Consider the following 15,924-nt stretch of genomic DNA (forward strand, 5'->3'; position numbering starts at 1 on the left):
TGAAAATTTATTACTAAAGTTTTTATTTTTTATTATAAGCTTGCATTTGTGCGTCTAATTTTTCTCGTTCTTGTTCATCCATTTCATCTTCAATTTCCATACCTAGCATCTCTTCAATCAAGTCTTCATGAGACACAATGGCATCTGTGCCACCAAATTCATCTAATACAATCGCTAAATGTTTGCGCGACACAGTCATTTTTCTGAGCACCCATTCTGCTCTATTATGTTCATTCACAAATAAAGGTTCTGAAGTATATTGTAAAATATCATTTGACTTTTCTTTACTCCATGCTAACAAATATTTTGAATGGAAAATGCCAATAATATGATCGATATCACCATCATATACTGGATAACGTGTATATGGATTCGTCACGACAGTATCATATGCATCTTCATAAGATATATCAGCCGGAAACGCGGTTACATTAATCCTCGGTGTTGTATCAATATTGGTTATTTTTAATTGTTCAAAATCCATAACACCTTGGATTCGATTTCGTTCCATTTCATTAAATGCACCTTCGCTACCTGCAATTGTAACCATCTGTCTAATTTCTTCTTTTGATAACCGTTGTTGATCTTCTTGTCCTTTGGAAAGTAAATTATTAATCATATCCGTTAACCAGTTTAACAATTTCGTAATTGGTTTAAATATTATGACAAAAAATGCAATTGGCGTGTAAACCAATCTAGACATACGATCTGGATAAGTTGCAGCAACAGATTTTGGAATTACTTCAGAAATAATGATGATAGCAACCGTTGTCACTGCAGTAGCTATACCAACGTTCACGCCAATATCCACTGCTAAGACTGTCACCAATGTAGGTAAAATAATATTCGCAATATTATTTCCAATTAAAATTGTAGTAATAAACTCACTGGGTTTTGTAAGTAGTTTTGATAATTTAGCGGATTTTTTATCTCCATTTTCAGCTTCAGTTTGTATTTTCATCCTATTTGCAGCAGTTAAAGCTGTTTCACTACCAGAAAAGAAGAATGAAGCAAATAAAAGTATGATTATAGCAATAATCATATCAGCATAACTCCTTTTTGTATTCTATAAAATTTTAAACGATATGTATCAATTCCCTCATATTACAATGCATAAACGCATTTCTAACTATTAGAACTACGTTTTCAAAACAATACGAATAAAAAAACACGAGGTGATACAAATTTGAATCCCAAAAGTATACGGGTATCAAAATAGTATCACTCGTGTTTTATATTTAATCATTTACTGTAAAACCAAATTTTTGATTATCAATTTTTAGCCGATTGAACCTTCCATTTCAAATTTGATAAGACGATTCATTTCAACAGCATATTCCATTGGAAGCTCTTTAGTAAATGGTTCAATGAAGCCCATAACGATCATTTCTGTAGCTTCTTCTTCAGAAATACCACGGCTCATTAAATAGAATAATTGTTCTTCAGAAACTTTTGATACTTTAGCTTCATGTTCTAATGAAATATTATCATTAAATACTTCATTGTATGGAATTGTATCTGAAGTTGATTCATTATCTAAAATTAAAGTATCACATTCAATGTTTGAACGTGCACCTTTAGCTTTACGACCAAAGTGTACGATACCGCGATAAATTACTTTACCACCGTCTTTAGAAATTGATTTAGATACAATCGTAGATGAAGTGTTAGGTGCTTTATGAATCATTTTTGCACCAGCATCTTGAACTTGACCTTTACCAGCGAAAGCAATGGATAACGTACTACCTTTAGCACCTTCACCCATAAGTACACAGTTTGGATATTTCATCGTTAATTTAGAGCCTAAGTTACCATCAACCCATTCCATATTACCATTCTCATGTACTAATGTACGTTTTGTAACTAAGTTATAAACGTTATTAGCCCAGTTTTGAATTGTAGTATAACGCACATGGGCATCTTTGTGGACGATAATTTCAACTACAGCTGAGTGTAGTGAACTTGTTGTATAAACCGGAGCCGTACAACCTTCTACATAGTTAACTGAAGCACCTTCATCTGCAATGATGAGTGTACGTTCAAATTGTCCCATGTTTTCAGAATTAATACGGAAATACGCTTGTAATGGCGTATCTAGCTTAATATTTTTCGGTATATAAATGAATGAACCACCAGACCAAACAGCTGAATTAAGTGCTGAGAACTTATTATCTCCAGCTGGCACAACTGTTGAGAAATATTGTTTAAATAGGTCTTCATTTTCTTTTAATGCAGTATCAGTATCTTTAAAGACGATACCTTTTTCTTCAAGTTCTTTTTCCATATTGTGATAAACAACTTCGGATTCATATTGGGCTGAAACACCAGCAAGGTATTTTTGTTCAGCTTCAGGGATACCTAATTTATCAAATGTACGTTTGATTTCTTCAGGCACTTCATCCCATGAACGTTCAGTTTGTTCAGATGGCTTAACATAATAAGTGATATCATCAAAATTCAATTCTGATAAATCGCCACCCCATTGAGGCATAGGCATTTTGTAGAATTGTTTTAATGCTTTCAATCTATAATTAAGCATCCATTCTGGCTCTTCTTTCATATTTGAAATTTCACGGACGATATTTTCTGTTAAACCGCGTTCTGATCTAAAAATGGAAACATCTTCATCATGGAAACCATATTGGTAATTACCCACATCAGGTGCTTTTTTAGCCATTTAAATCACTCCTTTTATATATTAAAACGACTCGCGTCAAGACAACTTCGTTTGTAGTTACATCGTATTACAACTAATCTTGGTGTTATGTCTAGTGTGAATGGAAATTTACACAATGTCAACGTATCAACATGGATTAGTCTTCTGTATTTCCTTCTTTTTCAACTGTACCTTTTTCTAAAGCTTTCCAAGCCAAAGTAGCACATTTAATTCTAGCTGGGAATTGAGAAACGCCTTGCAGCGCTTCAATATCTCCCATTGCTTCACTGATTTCATAATCTTCACCAAGCATCATTTTTGTGAATTCTTGACTCATTTGCATTGCTTCAGCTAAAGAGTGACCCTTTACTGCTTCAGTCATCATTGAAGCACTAGACATTGAAATTGAACAACCTTCTCCATCAAATTTTGCATCTTTGATAAAACCATCTTCAATATCAAACGTAAGATGAATGCGATCCCCACAAGTTGGATTATTCATATCAACTGTCATTGCACCAGTATCTAAACGCCCTTTATTTCTAGGGTTTTTATAATGATCCATAATGACTGAACGATACAACTGGTTTAAATTATTAAAATTCATATGAGAAAAACTCCTTCGTTTGCTTCAAGGATTCTACTAATTGATCAATATCTTCTTTAGTATTATAAATATAGAAACTTGCACGTGCAGTTGACGATTGATTCAACCATTTCATCAATGGTTGCGCACAGTGATGGCCTGCTCTAACTGCAACACCTTCAGTATCCACTGCAGTCGCTACATCATGAGCATGAACATCAGCCATATTGAACGTTATAACACCCGCACGTCTGTCTTTTGGTGGCCCATATATTTCTATACCTTCAATTTCAGACATCTTATCATAAGCATACGTCGTCAATTCATGTTCATGTGCTTGTATCGCATCAAAACCTAGGTTTTCAATATAACGGATTGCTTCAGCCAAACCAATCGCTTGCGCAATTAATGGTGTACCCGCTTCAAATTTCGTAGGTAAATCAGCCCATGAAGCATCATATTTTTCAACAAAGTCAATCATATCTCCGCCAAACTCGACTGGCTCCATTTTATCTAGCAAGGCACGTTTACCATATAATACTCCGATACCCGTAGGTCCTAGCATTTTATGGCCACTAAAACTATAAAAATCAACATCTAGTGATTGCATATCTAAATCCATATGTGGCGCTGCTTGTGCACCGTCTACGCTTACGATAGCACCATGTTCATGAGCAATATCAGTAATAGTCTTAATGTCATTAATTGTACCTAATACATTTGAAACGTGTGTAATAGCGACAATTTTTGTATTATCATTAATTGTTGCTTTTATATTTTCAATTGTAAGTTCACCATCATCTGTCATTGGAATGAACTTTAAAGATGCATGCTTACGCTTAGCCAATTGTTGCCAAGGCACGATATTGGCATGATGTTCCATTTCAGTGACTACAATCTCATCACCTTCTGAAATATTCGCATCTCCATAACTATGTGCAACAATATTAATTGATGCTGTAGTACCACGAGTGAAGATAATTTCTTCAAAATATTTTGCATTAATAAAACGTCTGACTGTTTCACGTGCGCTTTCATAACCATCAGTTGCTAATGATCCAAGTGTGTGTACACCACGATGTACGTTAGAGTTATAACGCTTATAATAATCCGCTATAACATCAATAACTTGTATTGGTGTTTGACTAGTAGCAGTTGTATCTAAATAAGCAAGGCGATTATTGTTAACTTTTTGGTTGAGAATTGGAAAGTCTTTTAATATTTCGTTAACATTTAATGATTGGGTCAAATTATCCACAGACCTTTCTTAATTTAAAAAATCAATAAAGAAACCGTAGCAATTTAAGAAATACAACAAACTAACGTATATTATTTCATTTAATCTGAGCATTTTATAGTCATGTTCAATAACATTCTCTTAATTTTATTTTGCTTCGGATTCAATTGTATTCAGTGTTTATTATTTATTAACTTTTAATTCGATGACTTCACGTAACTTACGTTGAACATCTTCGATTGGCAATTCACGTACAACTGGGTCCAAGAAACCATGAATAACAAGACGTTCAGCTTCTTGACGTGAAATACCACGGCTCATTAAATAATACAATTGTTCAGGGTCGACACGACCAACTGATGCAGCGTGACCAGCCTCTACATCATCCTCATCGATAAGTAAGATAGGGTTCGCATCTCCTCGTGCTTTCTCAGATAACATCAGAACACGAGATTCTTGGTTCGCAATAGATTTCGTACCGCCATGTTTAATATAACCAATACCATTAAATACTGTTTGCGCACCTTCTAACATTACACCATGTTTTAAGATGTAACCATTTGTTTCTTTACCATATTGAACAATTTTAGAAGTTAAATTAATTTTTTGGCTACCAGTACCAACAACAACTGATTTGAGTTCACTTTCAGAACGGTCACCAATTAAATTCGTTGTATTATCAATGATTTGGCTACCTTCGTTCATTAAACCTAACGCCCAGTTGATAGTGGCATCTGCTTCAGTAACACCGCGACGAATAATATGCCCAGTGAAACCTTTATCTAAATAATCTACTGAACCGTATGTGATTTTCGAATTAGCTCCAGCACTCACTTCTGAAACAATGTTAAGTTGATTGCCTTCTCCACTGGCGATTGATAAGTAGTTCTCTACATACGTCACTTCAGCACTTTCCTCAGTTGCAATAATGACATGATTAAAGAAACTGGCATTTTCATCGTCATGCAATACTACATATTGAATTGGATGCTCAACTACTACATTTTTTGGAACATATACAAATACGCCACCATTTAACAATGCAGTATGTAGTGCAGTCAATCTATGTTCATCAACTGTAACAGTTTCATTCATAAAATATTTTTTCACTAAATCTGGATGGTTTATTAATGCATCTGCTAAGCCTTCAACGATAACTCCATCATTTTGAGCTGAATCAGAAACTTTTGTGAACGCTAAAGTATTATTATGTTGAATAACCAAATTTTCAGTGTTTTCAACATCAATTATCTCTCTAACTTCACTTGGCAATTCTTCTAATGACTCATATACGCTACCTGTTGTTTCATGTTGTTTAAATGAATCAAAGTCCCATCTCGTGATTTTTGTTTTATCTGGTTTTGGCATTTCTAAAGTTTCAGTTAATTTCAACGCTTCTTTACGTAATTCAGTTAACCAAGAAGGTTCATTATGGGCTTGTGAATATTCAACAAGTTGTGCTTCAGAAATGTTCAAAGTTTCAGTCGTCATACTTTTTTCCTCCCATTTGATGATTGTATGATTTAACTCATCGGTATAAATCAAAACCTAAATCTTCATCTATAATATTTTTTCATATGAATTAAGACTTATTCTGCAGCATTAAACTCTTCTTTAACCCATTCATAACCTTCTTCTTCAAGGCGTTTCGCTAATTCAGGTCCTCCTGAAGTAACAATTTTACCACCGTACATAACATGTACATGGTCAGGTGTAATATAATTTAATAGTCGTTGATAGTGCGTAATGATTAATGAACCAAACGTTTCTCCGCGCATTTGATTGATGCCTTTTGAAACTACTTTTAATGCGTCAATATCAAGTCCTGAGTCTATTTCATCTAAAATAGCAAATTTAGGTTCTAACATCATTAATTGAAGAATTTCATTACGTTTTTTCTCCCCACCTGAAAATCCTTCATTTAAATAACGTTGTGCCATATCTTGATCAATATCTAAAAAGTCCATTTCCTTATCTAACTTTTTAATGAATTGCATTAAGTTAATTTCTTCGCCTTCTTCACGTTTAGCGTTTATCGCTGAACGCATAAAGTCTGCATTCGTTACACCAGTAATTTCTGATGGATATTGCATAGCAAGGAATAATCCCGCTTTAGCACGATCATCAACATCTAACTCTAAAATGTTAACGCCGTCTAATAATACTTCACCTTGTGTTACCTCGTAGCTAGGATGTCCCATGATTGCAGATGATAACGTCGATTTACCTGTACCATTAGGTCCCATTACTGCATGTACTTCTCCTGTATTAATTGTTAAATTAACACCTTTAAGAATTTCTTTATCTTCAATAGACACATGTAGGTCTTTAATTTCTAATGTTGATGGCATACATATTCCCTCCGTATTATATGATATGTTTTTCCTATCCAGTTTATAATAATTTTAATCTACAGTCAAAAGACTGAGCCCTTGTTACACCTTCTAATTATAACGCAGTTGTGTTGGAATATAAACCTTTTCAAGTGCTAAATTAAAATTGTTATCAAAATACAATGATTTTTGTTAGTGCAATAAAGAATTCTTTAACTGATAATATAAGATATGATGTTCTCAACTCATTTATCCCTATATTATTCATTATGAACAAAGCATATTCTATAATCATTTATTCATTTTAACTTTTGTTTTTAATATAGTTCTAAGACAAATTGTGCTATCATTTTTAATATATTTTAGATAGAAAGGATTATGATATGTCAAAAATTAAGTGGTCAAATCTATGGAAAGGATTTGCAATGGGCACATCAGATTTAGTACCCGGTGTAAGCGGAGGAACTATCGCTTTACTTCTAGGTATTTATGATGATTTTATACGCTCTATTAGTGGAATATTTTCAAAGAAGTTTTGGGAAAGCTTAAAATTCCTGATTCCTATTGGGTTAGGGATGGTCATTGCCATAGGTTTATTAAGTAAAGTAATTAATTATCTTTTAAGTGAACATACCGTGCCAACGATGTTTTTATTTGTTGGTCTAATAGCAGGCATCATACCCTATTTATTAAACACAGCAAGAGTTAAACAAACATTTCAAACTTCTCATTATTTACTCGTTTTACTTGGTATTATAATCATTGTAGTGATTACCTTATTAAATGATGGTGATAAACATGCAGGAGAAACACTTGAATTATCAACTGGTCTTATTATTAAATATTTTATTGCAGGTGTTTGTGCTTCTAGTGCAATGTTACTCCCAGGTATTTCAGGGTCCTTTATGCTATTAGTATTTGGTGTATATGGTACTATAATGTTTTCAATTTCAGAATTTATGTCTTTAAATTTTAACGCTGTACCTATCTTAATGATTGTAGGTATTGGAATTATTTGTGGGTTCTTATTTTCTAGTAAATTGATTCAGTACCTTTTAAACCATTACACATACTTAACATATGCCATTATCATTGGTTTTGTTGTAGGATCACTGTATGCAGTATTTCCTGGGTTACCAAGCGATGTTACTACATGGATTATTTCTATTATCACAATAATTTCAGGTTACTTTATTAGCTATAAACTTGGACATATTACGAGTGATGATTTTTAATACTTCTATGCAGAAATCATATTAATTTATCAGTAGCTTACTAAGATTTTGACTTTGAAATCACGTAATAACATTTGATTTCTCCCCATATTAAAATATTAAAAGCCCGGAATGGTAATGATTCGTTGCAATAACTAGTTAAGTAGTTTAGTTACAAATCCATACCATATCCGGGCTATTTTACATTCATGCTTATACATCAACAGCGAAATGATATATGATGAACGCTTATATATAATGACGCAACCTATATCATGATATAAGTTACGCACAATTTTAAGTTCTCCCTGTCACAGTTTGAATGATAATATAATATTGAATAACGTCTTCAATATTTTCGTGCTTTAAAGCAATTCACTCAAACATAATTTAATTTTAGTCTATAAAACTTTAATTTTCAAATATGCAATTTTTCTATATAAAATCACCTTGTAAACAAAACAAATGAATACCGCTTCAACTTAAAAGCCATTTTGTAGACCATTAAGCCCATAGAGCAATATTTCATAAGTTACTTGCATCAAATAGTTTTTGATATGAAAATATGATCATCTTGAGTGAATAAATTTAGATCAATATAACTGTTTGGACGAATTTTCCGAGTTATATTGATAATTTCACACACTGCCCTTTTACTAAATTCAAACAAAAAGAACCCTTCAACTATTGAAGTTAAAGGGTTTGTTAATTGTGTTGCTATTATTTTGCTGGTACTACGGCTCCGTCATATTTTTTATTGATGTAATCTTTAATTTCTTTAGACTGTAATACATCCATCAACGCTTTAATTTTTTTGTCGTCTTTATGGCCTTCTTTTACACCAATCAAGTTAGCATATGGATTATCTTTTGCTTTTTCTAAAACAATTGAATCATTTTTAGGACTTAATTTTTGATCAATTGCGAAGTTTGAATTGATGATTACTGCGTCAGCATCTTCTTTTTGATAAATCTTAGGTAAGTATTCTGCCGATTGTTTATTATTAAATTTGATATCTTTTTTATTTTCTACGATGTCATCAAATTTAGCATCTTCAGTTTTAACACCTTTTTTAATTTTAATTAATCCAGCGTCAGAGAAGAATTTTAAGAAACGTCCTTCTTCTGCAGGGTTGTTTGAAACATAAACAGTAGCACCTTTTGGTAATTCTTTTAAACTTTTATATTTCTTTGAGTAAACAGCCATAGGTTCTAAATGTACATTTCCTGCTGACTCAATTTTATAGTTTTTGTCTTTCTTTTCAGTATTTAGATAAGGCGTATGTTGAAAGAAGTTTGCATCTAACTCACCTTTATCTAATAATTTGTTAGGTGTTGTATAATCGTTAATCGTTTTAATTTTTAAGTCATAACCTTTATCTTTTAGAATTGGTTTTGCTTTTTCTAATATTTCAGCATGTGGTGCCGGAGAAGCGCCAACTGTAATTGTCTTATCTTTACCTCCGCCGCCATTACCACAAGCAGCTAATACTAATGCTAAAGCGATGATTGAAGCTAAACTAAATAATTTTTTCATATAATTGTCCCCTTTAACTTAACGTTTATCTATTTTATTAGTAACTTGATCTCCAATAAATTGGATGATAAAAACAATAATTAAGATTAAAATTGTAGAAACGAATATGACATCGTTTTGGTTTCGTGTGAAGCCAGTTAGGTATGCTAAGTTACCTAGACCTCCAGCTCCAATCACACCAGCTACTGCAGTAGAGCCTACTAATGCTATTGCTGTTACAGTTATTCCAGATATTAATGCTGGCATAGCTTCAGGTAACAACACTTTCTTAACTACTGTCCATGTTGTAGCTCCCATTGACCAAGCCGCTTCTATAACACCCTTGTCTATTTCTTTAAAAGCAATTTCCACTAATCTAGCGTAGAATGGTGCTGCACTGATAATTAGTGCAGGTAAAGCACCTGTTGGACCACTAATTGTTCCAAGTACTAAACTCGTAAATGGTATAAGTAGTAAAATTAAAATAATGAATGGTATTGCTCTGAATAAATTCACAATAAACGATACGACACTGTAAAACACTCTAGCTACTGGTGATTGGCTTTTAGCAGATAAGAATAAAAGCACACCAAGTATCAAACCAAAAATAAAAGCAAATATTGTAGAAATCAATGTCATATAAATTGTTTCATATGTAGCTAACCAAACTTCATCCCAACTTACATTAGGCATTGTTAGCATTTCCTGTAGAATCTCGCCGAATGAACTACCCATGCTTTAACACCTCCACAGAAACATGTTGTGCTGCTAAATCATTTTTGAACTTTTCGAATTTTTCAGAATTCACATCTAATAAATGTAATACTAAAAATCCTAGAGCACCATCTTTAGTATGCTTAATATTTGCTTCAAGAATATTAACATCTATATTATGTGTCTTTGTTATGTATGATACCAATGGTTCAGTTGTATTATTTCCTGTAAAATTCAATCGTACGATATAAGCAGTTTCATCTAATTCGATTAATTCAGAAATAGACTCATCAAACTCATCATTTAAGTCCTCTTTCACAAAGCGTTTTGTTACTTCATGCTGTGGATTTTCGAAAACATTTGACACTTGTCCTTGTTCAATGACGCGACCATTTTCCATCACTGCCACTTCATCACAAATACGTCTTATGACCTGCATTTCATGTGTGATAATAACTATTGTTAAATTTCTTTCTTCTTTAATTTTTAATAATAATTCTAGTATTTCATCCGTTGTTTGCGGGTCTAATGCACTTGTAGCTTCATCGCAAAGTAAAACATTAGGTTCATTTGCTAACGCACGGGCAATACCTACACGTTGTTTTTGTCCACCCGATAACTCTGATGGATAGGCGTTTTCTCTACCCTTTAGTCCTACCAATTCCACCAGTTCAATCGCTCTTTTTTTGGCTTCATTGCGTGATACACCAGCAATTTCTAATGGAAAAGTAATATTATTTAAAACATTACGTGACCACAATAGATTAAAATGTTGAAAAATCATGCTCACTTTTTGACGTTTTTTTCTCAATTCTGATTTTGATAATTTCCCAATCGTATCTCCATCAATGATGACATCTCCTGAAGTTGGTTGTTCAAGATTATTTAAAAGTCTTATCAAAGTACTTTTACCTGCACCCGAAAAACCAACCACACCAAAAATCGAGCCTGATTGAATACTTAAATCAACATGATCTACTGCTAACACATCGTGTTTTTTCGTCTTGTATCTCTTAACGATTTGATTTAATTCAATCATTGTCGTTTCCTCCTTGTATTGCTCATTCAATTAAAAAATGCTTTCTCTTTTCACTGAAGAATAGAGAAAGCAATGTCGCTTCTCTCATCTTCTAAAGTTTATCTACTTTATGTGAATTGGCACCATTTCTATTACAGACGGTTGCCGGGCTTCATAGGGCACATCCCTCCACCTCTCGTGATAAGAGTACATTATTTAATTATCCATAATCCTACCATTGTACTAAAGATTCGTCAATAATTATTTTAAATTTTCTAACAAATAAGGCACTGATTGAAATGCATAAATTCTTTTTTGTTCTTCACCTTTAGACATAAGCATAAGTATCGGTACCGATTGTATCTCATGTTGTTGACTAAAATCAGGATGAAAATTTAAATCTATTTTAGTAATTGGTAATTTTAAAATTTCATTCGCAATATCTAACATGCGTTCTGACACTTTACATGTACCACAAGTTGGCGTATAACCAAAAATTAGATATTTTTCTTTATCTACGTGTTCGAAAACATTAACACGCGTTTCATTCTTTACATTCATGTTAATAAACTGACCCTTTCAGCAATATAATCTAATTTGGCTTTTGCTACTTTTTCTTCATCTTTCACTATAAAACCATGTTTTGCTAACACTTTTGACAAATAGGCTTTAGGGCATCTCGCTACTTCACCATATTGTTTCTCTATGCGAATATGTTTACTTTCACTTAAATATTTTTTGAACCATTTACGTATCTTTTCACCTTCATCATCTGCATCCGCAAGCACATAAACTTGCTTGTCGTATAACGATTCTATCATCTCATCTAACTTATCAATTCCCATAGTACCGTTTGTACAAATGATTTCAATCGGTTGGTCAATCACCTGCTTCACCCGTTTCTTGTCTGTTTTACCTTCGACAATTATAACTTGGTTTAATATCGCCATGACAGTCACCTCTAAATGTGATAGTAAATTCAATTTTATATTTAGTTCTACACCATACATTATCAACATAAACATTTATTATAGTTTCTTATTAAAATCTTATAATTGAACCATCCATTTGTCACCATTGAACTTTTTAATGTTTTTGACACTTCAAAATCAATTAATATATTCAAGTGAAATTTAATCTTTTGTTATAGAAAAATAAAAACTCCATGATATATCGTATCGTGGAGTTTGATTTCATATTATTCACCGATCATTTCAGAATATTGGTCAGCTGACATTAACTCGTCTAATTGACTTTCATCGCTTAACTCAACTTTAACCATCCATGCTTTTTCGTATGGTGATTCATTAACGAATTCTGGACTATCTTCTAGTTCATCATTTGTTTCTACAACTTTTCCTGAAACAGGTGCATAAAGTTCTGAAACTGTTTTCACTGATTCAACACTGCCAAAAGATTCACCTTCATCAATATCGTCATCAGTTTCAGGCAATTCAACGAATACGATATCACCTAATTCACTTTGCGCATACTCAGTGATACCAATTGTTACTGTATTTCCTTCAATTTTTACCCATTCATGTTCTTTAGAATATTTTAATTCACTTGGTACTGCCACGAGAATCCCCTCCTAAATGTTTTTACATATTCATGATGCCATATGAAAGGCTTACAATCAACTATTTAATTGATTTTACAATACTTCTCATGTTTTACAATTCATCGCACAAAACTTTTCCGAAGTATATAACGGTTTTTTCAAAAGTTGTTAAAAATGAATTGTAAAAGCATGTGTGTTTACAACCAAGTTTCCTTGTATTGTTCCTCTTTAAAACCTACCGTTACTTTATCCCCTAATACTGCGAGTGGTCGTTTCACTAACATACCATTTGAGGATAATAAATCTAGTTTTTCTTCGTCAGAAAGGTCTTTCAATTTATCTTTAAGGCCTAGTTCACGATATTTTGCACCATGTGTATTAAATAGTTTATTGATATCTATACCTGTAGTATTTATGATTTCTTTAAACTCATTTTTAGTTGGTGTATGTTGCACAATATCGATGGGTTCAAAACTTACCCCGTATTCTTGTAAAAATTTAGCTGCTTTTTTACAAGTTGTACAATTAGGATATTGGTAAAATTTTATCATTTTTCAGAACCTCCTATGCTTAGTTAACACTAATATAACAAACTTATAACAAAAACGCTCTAATTATTAAGCTGATTTTTTTATTTACTGCAATTTGTCAGTTATAATGTCAATACTAATATCTTTTATAAAGGAGTCTAATTATGGAATCTATTAATACTAATGATCAATTTAAAAGCACAATACAAAGCGACGCACCAGTCATCGTTAAATTTGAAGCAGGATGGTGCCCAGATTGTAAAGCTATGGACATGTGGATTGACCCAATTGTAGAAAAATACAACAATTATAATTGGTATACTGTAAACCGCGATGAATTAGAAGATGCCGCGGCTGAAAATGACGTTATGGGTATTCCAAGTTTATTAGTTTTTAAAAATGGGGAGAAATTAGCACATTTACATTCAGCAAATGCAAAATCTCCTGAACAAGTTGAATCATTCTTAGCTGAAACATTTGAGTAATTTTTGCTTTAATTCTTTTATTTTAACTTTTAAACAATCAAAATTTTGAAATAGACATTATTAGGGAGTGGGACTGAAATCTTTTTATTAAAAGATTTCAGTCCCACTCCCTTTTTTCATAATTAGAACTTATCAATGATTTGATTGTGTTGGCGTTCTCTGTGTGGCATTCTTTCTAAATCTTCCAAATCTGTTAAATATAATAACCCTACTAAACGCTCATCATCTTTCACACCAAATATTTTACGTATTTCAGGATTAAATATATAAGCCGGAGACTTCCAACATGTACCAATACCTGCTTCAAAAAGTAATAACATGAGATTTTGCGCAAATGCACCAAATGCCATATTATTCTCTAAACTTTCTTTTTGTCTTGGATCTTCTTTAACGATTAAAGCAAGCATACCACCTAAATTAGTAGCAACTTTATAGTGATCTTCCTGTTTTTTTCTTAGATTAGGAAAAGCAATTTCAGTTAATTGCTTACTCATATCTCCCAATCTATCTTTTGCGATATGAACCACTCTCCAAGGTGCTCTCAAACCGTGATTCGGTGCATCTGTAGCACGCTGTATCGCTTCATATAAAGCATCGTCATCTATATTCATATCTCTTCTAAAGACCTTTATACTTCTTCGTTGAGCTATTGCATCTTGTAGTTCCATCTAATATCGCCCTTTCACTATTGATAACTATTTTCAATTATAAGACAGGACGATAAGATTTTCAAACTACTGATATAACTTTAATTGCGCGCTTAAAGTTTCAACTTGAATCTGTCCAGGTGCTTTAGGATTATCTAAACAACCATATGATACTGCGCCTCCAAATAAACCTTGTGCAGTTCTCGAAATGGTGCCTAATTTCGACATTGCAATGCCAATGACTTGTTGCGGAACTGTATCTACTGTTGCTGATAATGCATATAATAAATTTAAAACATCTTCTTTACTTAAAGGCATGACCGCGACTTTTAAGTAATCTGGATTCATTTGATGCATTTTAAAATATAACTGTTTTAGCTGTGTGAGTGCTGGTGTTTTTTGAAAATCATGATAAGACAATATAACTTCAATATTATTTTTGTGTGCTTGGTCAATCAAGTTCAATATATATTGAGATTGTTGGTTAATTTCAAATTCTACATCAATCATATCTATGTGATCTATTTTAATTATGCTTTCAAGTAATTTAATGTACGAATCAAACGTCAAATCACCTTTACCCCCTTGTGATTGTGTCCGATACGTAACTAAAAGTTTTTTATTTAAATTTAATTCATATAATTTATCAATGACATTAGCTATATCATTTATCTCTGGTGTTGCCCAATGATCAACTCTCAATTCTATTATATCGATAGAAGTTTGATATTTTACTAATTCATGTAAAAAAGTTTGTGAAATTTTATTTTCTGGCTCTATCGTTACCGCAATTTTTACTTCAGACATTTTAAAAACTTCCTTTTCAATCAACATTAAAATTATTGTATAACAATCTTAAGAACTAACACAATCTTTAAAGCGTACATTTAAACAAATAACAAAAATCTATTCACCTTTTATATGATTAAAATTTAATTTTAAGGGTATTGTTGTTATATAAGTAATTTAGGAGGTAATATAATGGCAGTAAATTATGAAACAAAAGCAACGAATACAGGTGGTCGTAACGGTCACGTGCAAACAGATGATAAAGCAATTGATGTAGCAGTCATTCCTCCAGCACAAGCTGATGCTGAAAAAGGTACTAATCCTGAACAATTATTTGCAGCAGGTTATGCATCATGCTTTAATGGTGCATTTGATTTAATTCTTAAACAAAACAAAGTCAGAGGCGCTGAACCTGAAGTCACTTTAACTGTACGTTTAGAAGATGACCCAGATGCAGAAAGCCCTAAATTAAGTGTTTCAATAGATGCAAAAGTTAAAAATGTTTTATCACAAGAAGATGCTGAAAAATATCTACAAGATGCACACGAATTTTGTCCATATTCAAAAGCGACACGCGGTAATATTGACGTAGATTTAAATGTACAAGTAGTAGAATAGTAACAATAAAAGCCCCCAAAA

Annotated in this window: 18 protein-coding genes and 1 riboswitch; of the genes, 3 read left to right on the forward strand and 15 right to left on the reverse strand. The window is 32.5% G+C overall.

Annotated features, from left to right (window positions below):
* Positions 1-22 precede the first annotated feature (22 nt).
* From KA883_RS04940 to sufC, 6 genes are all read right to left on the reverse strand, one after another.
* Entirely contained in the window at positions 23-1,042 is a 1,020-nt protein-coding gene (locus KA883_RS04940) for a hemolysin family protein (RefSeq protein WP_046207504.1), read from the reverse strand.
* A gap of 237 nt (positions 1,043-1,279) precedes the next feature.
* Entirely contained in the window at positions 1,280-2,677 is a 1,398-nt protein-coding gene (gene sufB, locus KA883_RS04945; protein WP_046207503.1) for a Fe-S cluster assembly protein SufB, read from the reverse strand.
* Positions 2,678-2,813: 136 nt separating this feature from the next.
* Positions 2,814-3,263, reverse strand: coding sequence for a Fe-S cluster assembly sulfur transfer protein SufU (sufU, locus tag KA883_RS04950; protein WP_046207502.1), 450 nt, complete (start codon positions 3,261-3,263; stop codon positions 2,814-2,816).
* Positions 3,253-4,491: a cysteine desulfurase gene (locus tag KA883_RS04955; RefSeq protein ID WP_046207501.1), complete on the reverse strand. Its 1,239-nt coding sequence runs from the start codon at positions 4,489-4,491 to the stop codon at positions 3,253-3,255. The genes sufU and KA883_RS04955 overlap by 11 nt, the downstream gene beginning before the upstream one ends.
* A 171-nt stretch (positions 4,492-4,662) precedes the next feature.
* Positions 4,663-5,970 carry a Fe-S cluster assembly protein SufD gene (gene sufD / locus KA883_RS04960; protein WP_046207500.1) on the reverse strand — a complete coding sequence of 436 codons (1,308 nt, stop codon included), beginning with the start codon at positions 5,968-5,970 and terminating at the stop codon, positions 4,663-4,665.
* A gap of 98 nt (positions 5,971-6,068) precedes the next feature.
* Positions 6,069-6,830 (reverse strand): Fe-S cluster assembly ATPase SufC, encoded by a 762-nt coding sequence (gene sufC / locus KA883_RS04965; protein WP_046207499.1) that lies wholly within the window; start codon positions 6,828-6,830, stop codon positions 6,069-6,071.
* 365 nt (positions 6,831-7,195) lie between these two features.
* Here sufC and popT point away from each other — a divergent pair, with 365 nt between their 5' ends.
* On the forward strand, positions 7,196-8,047 hold the full coding sequence (gene popT, locus KA883_RS04970; protein ID WP_046207498.1) for a polyprenyl-phosphate transporter PopT: 852 nt from the start codon (positions 7,196-7,198) through the stop codon (positions 8,045-8,047).
* Between the two features lie 699 nt (positions 8,048-8,746).
* Here the strand turns inward: popT and KA883_RS04975 are convergent.
* From KA883_RS04975 to KA883_RS05005, 7 genes are all read right to left on the reverse strand, one after another.
* Positions 8,747-9,562, reverse strand: a complete 816-nt coding sequence (locus KA883_RS04975; RefSeq protein ID WP_046207497.1) for a MetQ/NlpA family ABC transporter substrate-binding protein — start codon at positions 9,560-9,562, stop codon at positions 8,747-8,749.
* An 18-nt stretch (positions 9,563-9,580) separates the two neighbouring features.
* Positions 9,581-10,276 (reverse strand): methionine ABC transporter permease, encoded by a 696-nt coding sequence (locus tag KA883_RS04980; protein ID WP_046207496.1) that lies wholly within the window; start codon positions 10,274-10,276, stop codon positions 9,581-9,583.
* Positions 10,269-11,294 carry a methionine ABC transporter ATP-binding protein gene (locus KA883_RS04985; RefSeq protein WP_046207495.1) on the reverse strand — a complete coding sequence of 342 codons (1,026 nt, stop codon included), beginning with the start codon at positions 11,292-11,294 and terminating at the stop codon, positions 10,269-10,271. The genes KA883_RS04980 and KA883_RS04985 overlap by 8 nt, the downstream gene beginning before the upstream one ends.
* Positions 11,295-11,375: 81 nt before the next feature.
* A riboswitch (SAM riboswitch) is annotated at positions 11,376-11,481 on the reverse strand.
* Positions 11,482-11,534: 53 nt separating this feature from the next.
* Entirely contained in the window at positions 11,535-11,834 is a 300-nt protein-coding gene (locus KA883_RS04990) for a thioredoxin family protein (protein WP_046207494.1), read from the reverse strand.
* Positions 11,831-12,223: a toprim domain-containing protein gene (locus KA883_RS04995; RefSeq protein ID WP_046207493.1), complete on the reverse strand. Its 393-nt coding sequence runs from the start codon at positions 12,221-12,223 to the stop codon at positions 11,831-11,833. The genes KA883_RS04990 and KA883_RS04995 overlap by 4 nt, the downstream gene beginning before the upstream one ends.
* 248 nt (positions 12,224-12,471) lie before the next feature.
* The gene (gcvH, locus tag KA883_RS05000) at positions 12,472-12,852 is read right to left on the reverse strand and encodes a glycine cleavage system protein GcvH (RefSeq protein ID WP_046207492.1); all 381 of its coding nucleotides are present in this window, start codon (positions 12,850-12,852) and stop codon (positions 12,472-12,474) included.
* A 179-nt stretch (positions 12,853-13,031) separates the two neighbouring features.
* Positions 13,032-13,385, reverse strand: coding sequence for an arsenate reductase family protein (locus tag KA883_RS05005; RefSeq protein WP_046207491.1), 354 nt, complete (start codon positions 13,383-13,385; stop codon positions 13,032-13,034).
* A gap of 143 nt (positions 13,386-13,528) precedes the next feature.
* On the opposite strand from KA883_RS05005, the gene KA883_RS05010 reads away from it, so the two are divergent.
* Positions 13,529-13,849: a thioredoxin family protein gene (locus KA883_RS05010; protein ID WP_046207490.1), complete on the forward strand. Its 321-nt coding sequence runs from the start codon at positions 13,529-13,531 to the stop codon at positions 13,847-13,849.
* A 122-nt stretch (positions 13,850-13,971) separates the two neighbouring features.
* On the opposite strand, the gene KA883_RS05015 is transcribed toward KA883_RS05010, so the two are convergent.
* Both KA883_RS05015 and aroD read right to left on the reverse strand, forming a co-directional pair.
* Positions 13,972-14,517, reverse strand: a complete 546-nt coding sequence (locus KA883_RS05015) for a nitroreductase family protein (protein WP_046207489.1) — start codon at positions 14,515-14,517, stop codon at positions 13,972-13,974.
* A gap of 66 nt (positions 14,518-14,583) precedes the next feature.
* Positions 14,584-15,303 carry a type I 3-dehydroquinate dehydratase gene (gene aroD / locus KA883_RS05020; protein WP_046207488.1) on the reverse strand — a complete coding sequence of 240 codons (720 nt, stop codon included), beginning with the start codon at positions 15,301-15,303 and terminating at the stop codon, positions 14,584-14,586.
* Positions 15,304-15,477: 174 nt separating this feature from the next.
* Here aroD and KA883_RS05025 point away from each other — a divergent pair, with 174 nt between their 5' ends.
* Positions 15,478-15,903: an organic hydroperoxide resistance protein gene (locus KA883_RS05025; RefSeq protein WP_046207487.1), complete on the forward strand. Its 426-nt coding sequence runs from the start codon at positions 15,478-15,480 to the stop codon at positions 15,901-15,903.
* Positions 15,904-15,924 lie beyond the last annotated feature (21 nt).

This window comes from Staphylococcus sp. GDY8P54P (assembly GCF_017892645.1).
Taxonomy (GTDB): Bacteria; Bacillota; Bacilli; order Staphylococcales; family Staphylococcaceae; genus Staphylococcus; species Staphylococcus ureilyticus.

Excerpts from the sequence above, each read along its gene's own strand:
- sufU (WP_046207502.1), bottom strand. The coding sequence starts at position 3,263 with ATGAATTTTAATAATTTAAACCAGTTGTATCGTTCAGTCATTATGGAT.
- sufC (WP_046207499.1), bottom strand. The coding sequence starts at position 6,830 with ATGCCATCAACATTAGAAATTAAAGACCTACATGTGTCTATTGAAGAT.
- KA883_RS04985 (WP_046207495.1), bottom strand. The coding sequence starts at position 11,294 with ATGATTGAATTAAATCAAATCGTTAAGAGATACAAGACGAAAAAACAC.
- KA883_RS05025 (WP_046207487.1), top strand. The coding sequence starts at position 15,478 with ATGGCAGTAAATTATGAAACAAAAGCAACGAATACAGGTGGTCGTAAC.
- sufD (WP_046207500.1), bottom strand. The coding sequence starts at position 5,970 with ATGACGACTGAAACTTTGAACATTTCTGAAGCACAACTTGTTGAATAT.
- KA883_RS04995 (WP_046207493.1), bottom strand. The coding sequence starts at position 12,223 with ATGGCGATATTAAACCAAGTTATAATTGTCGAAGGTAAAACAGACAAG.
- KA883_RS04975 (WP_046207497.1), bottom strand. The coding sequence starts at position 9,562 with ATGAAAAAATTATTTAGTTTAGCTTCAATCATCGCTTTAGCATTAGTA.
- KA883_RS05015 (WP_046207489.1), bottom strand. The coding sequence starts at position 14,517 with ATGGAACTACAAGATGCAATAGCTCAACGAAGAAGTATAAAGGTCTTT.
- KA883_RS04980 (WP_046207496.1), bottom strand. The coding sequence starts at position 10,276 with ATGGGTAGTTCATTCGGCGAGATTCTACAGGAAATGCTAACAATGCCT.
- KA883_RS04940 (WP_046207504.1), bottom strand. The coding sequence starts at position 1,042 with ATGATTATTGCTATAATCATACTTTTATTTGCTTCATTCTTCTTTTCT.
- KA883_RS05005 (WP_046207491.1), bottom strand. The coding sequence starts at position 13,385 with ATGATAAAATTTTACCAATATCCTAATTGTACAACTTGTAAAAAAGCA.
- aroD (WP_046207488.1), bottom strand. The coding sequence starts at position 15,303 with ATGTCTGAAGTAAAAATTGCGGTAACGATAGAGCCAGAAAATAAAATT.
- KA883_RS05010 (WP_046207490.1), top strand. The coding sequence starts at position 13,529 with ATGGAATCTATTAATACTAATGATCAATTTAAAAGCACAATACAAAGC.
- KA883_RS04990 (WP_046207494.1), bottom strand. The coding sequence starts at position 11,834 with ATGAATGTAAAGAATGAAACGCGTGTTAATGTTTTCGAACACGTAGAT.
- sufB (WP_046207503.1), bottom strand. The coding sequence starts at position 2,677 with ATGGCTAAAAAAGCACCTGATGTGGGTAATTACCAATATGGTTTCCAT.
- popT (WP_046207498.1), top strand. The coding sequence starts at position 7,196 with ATGTCAAAAATTAAGTGGTCAAATCTATGGAAAGGATTTGCAATGGGC.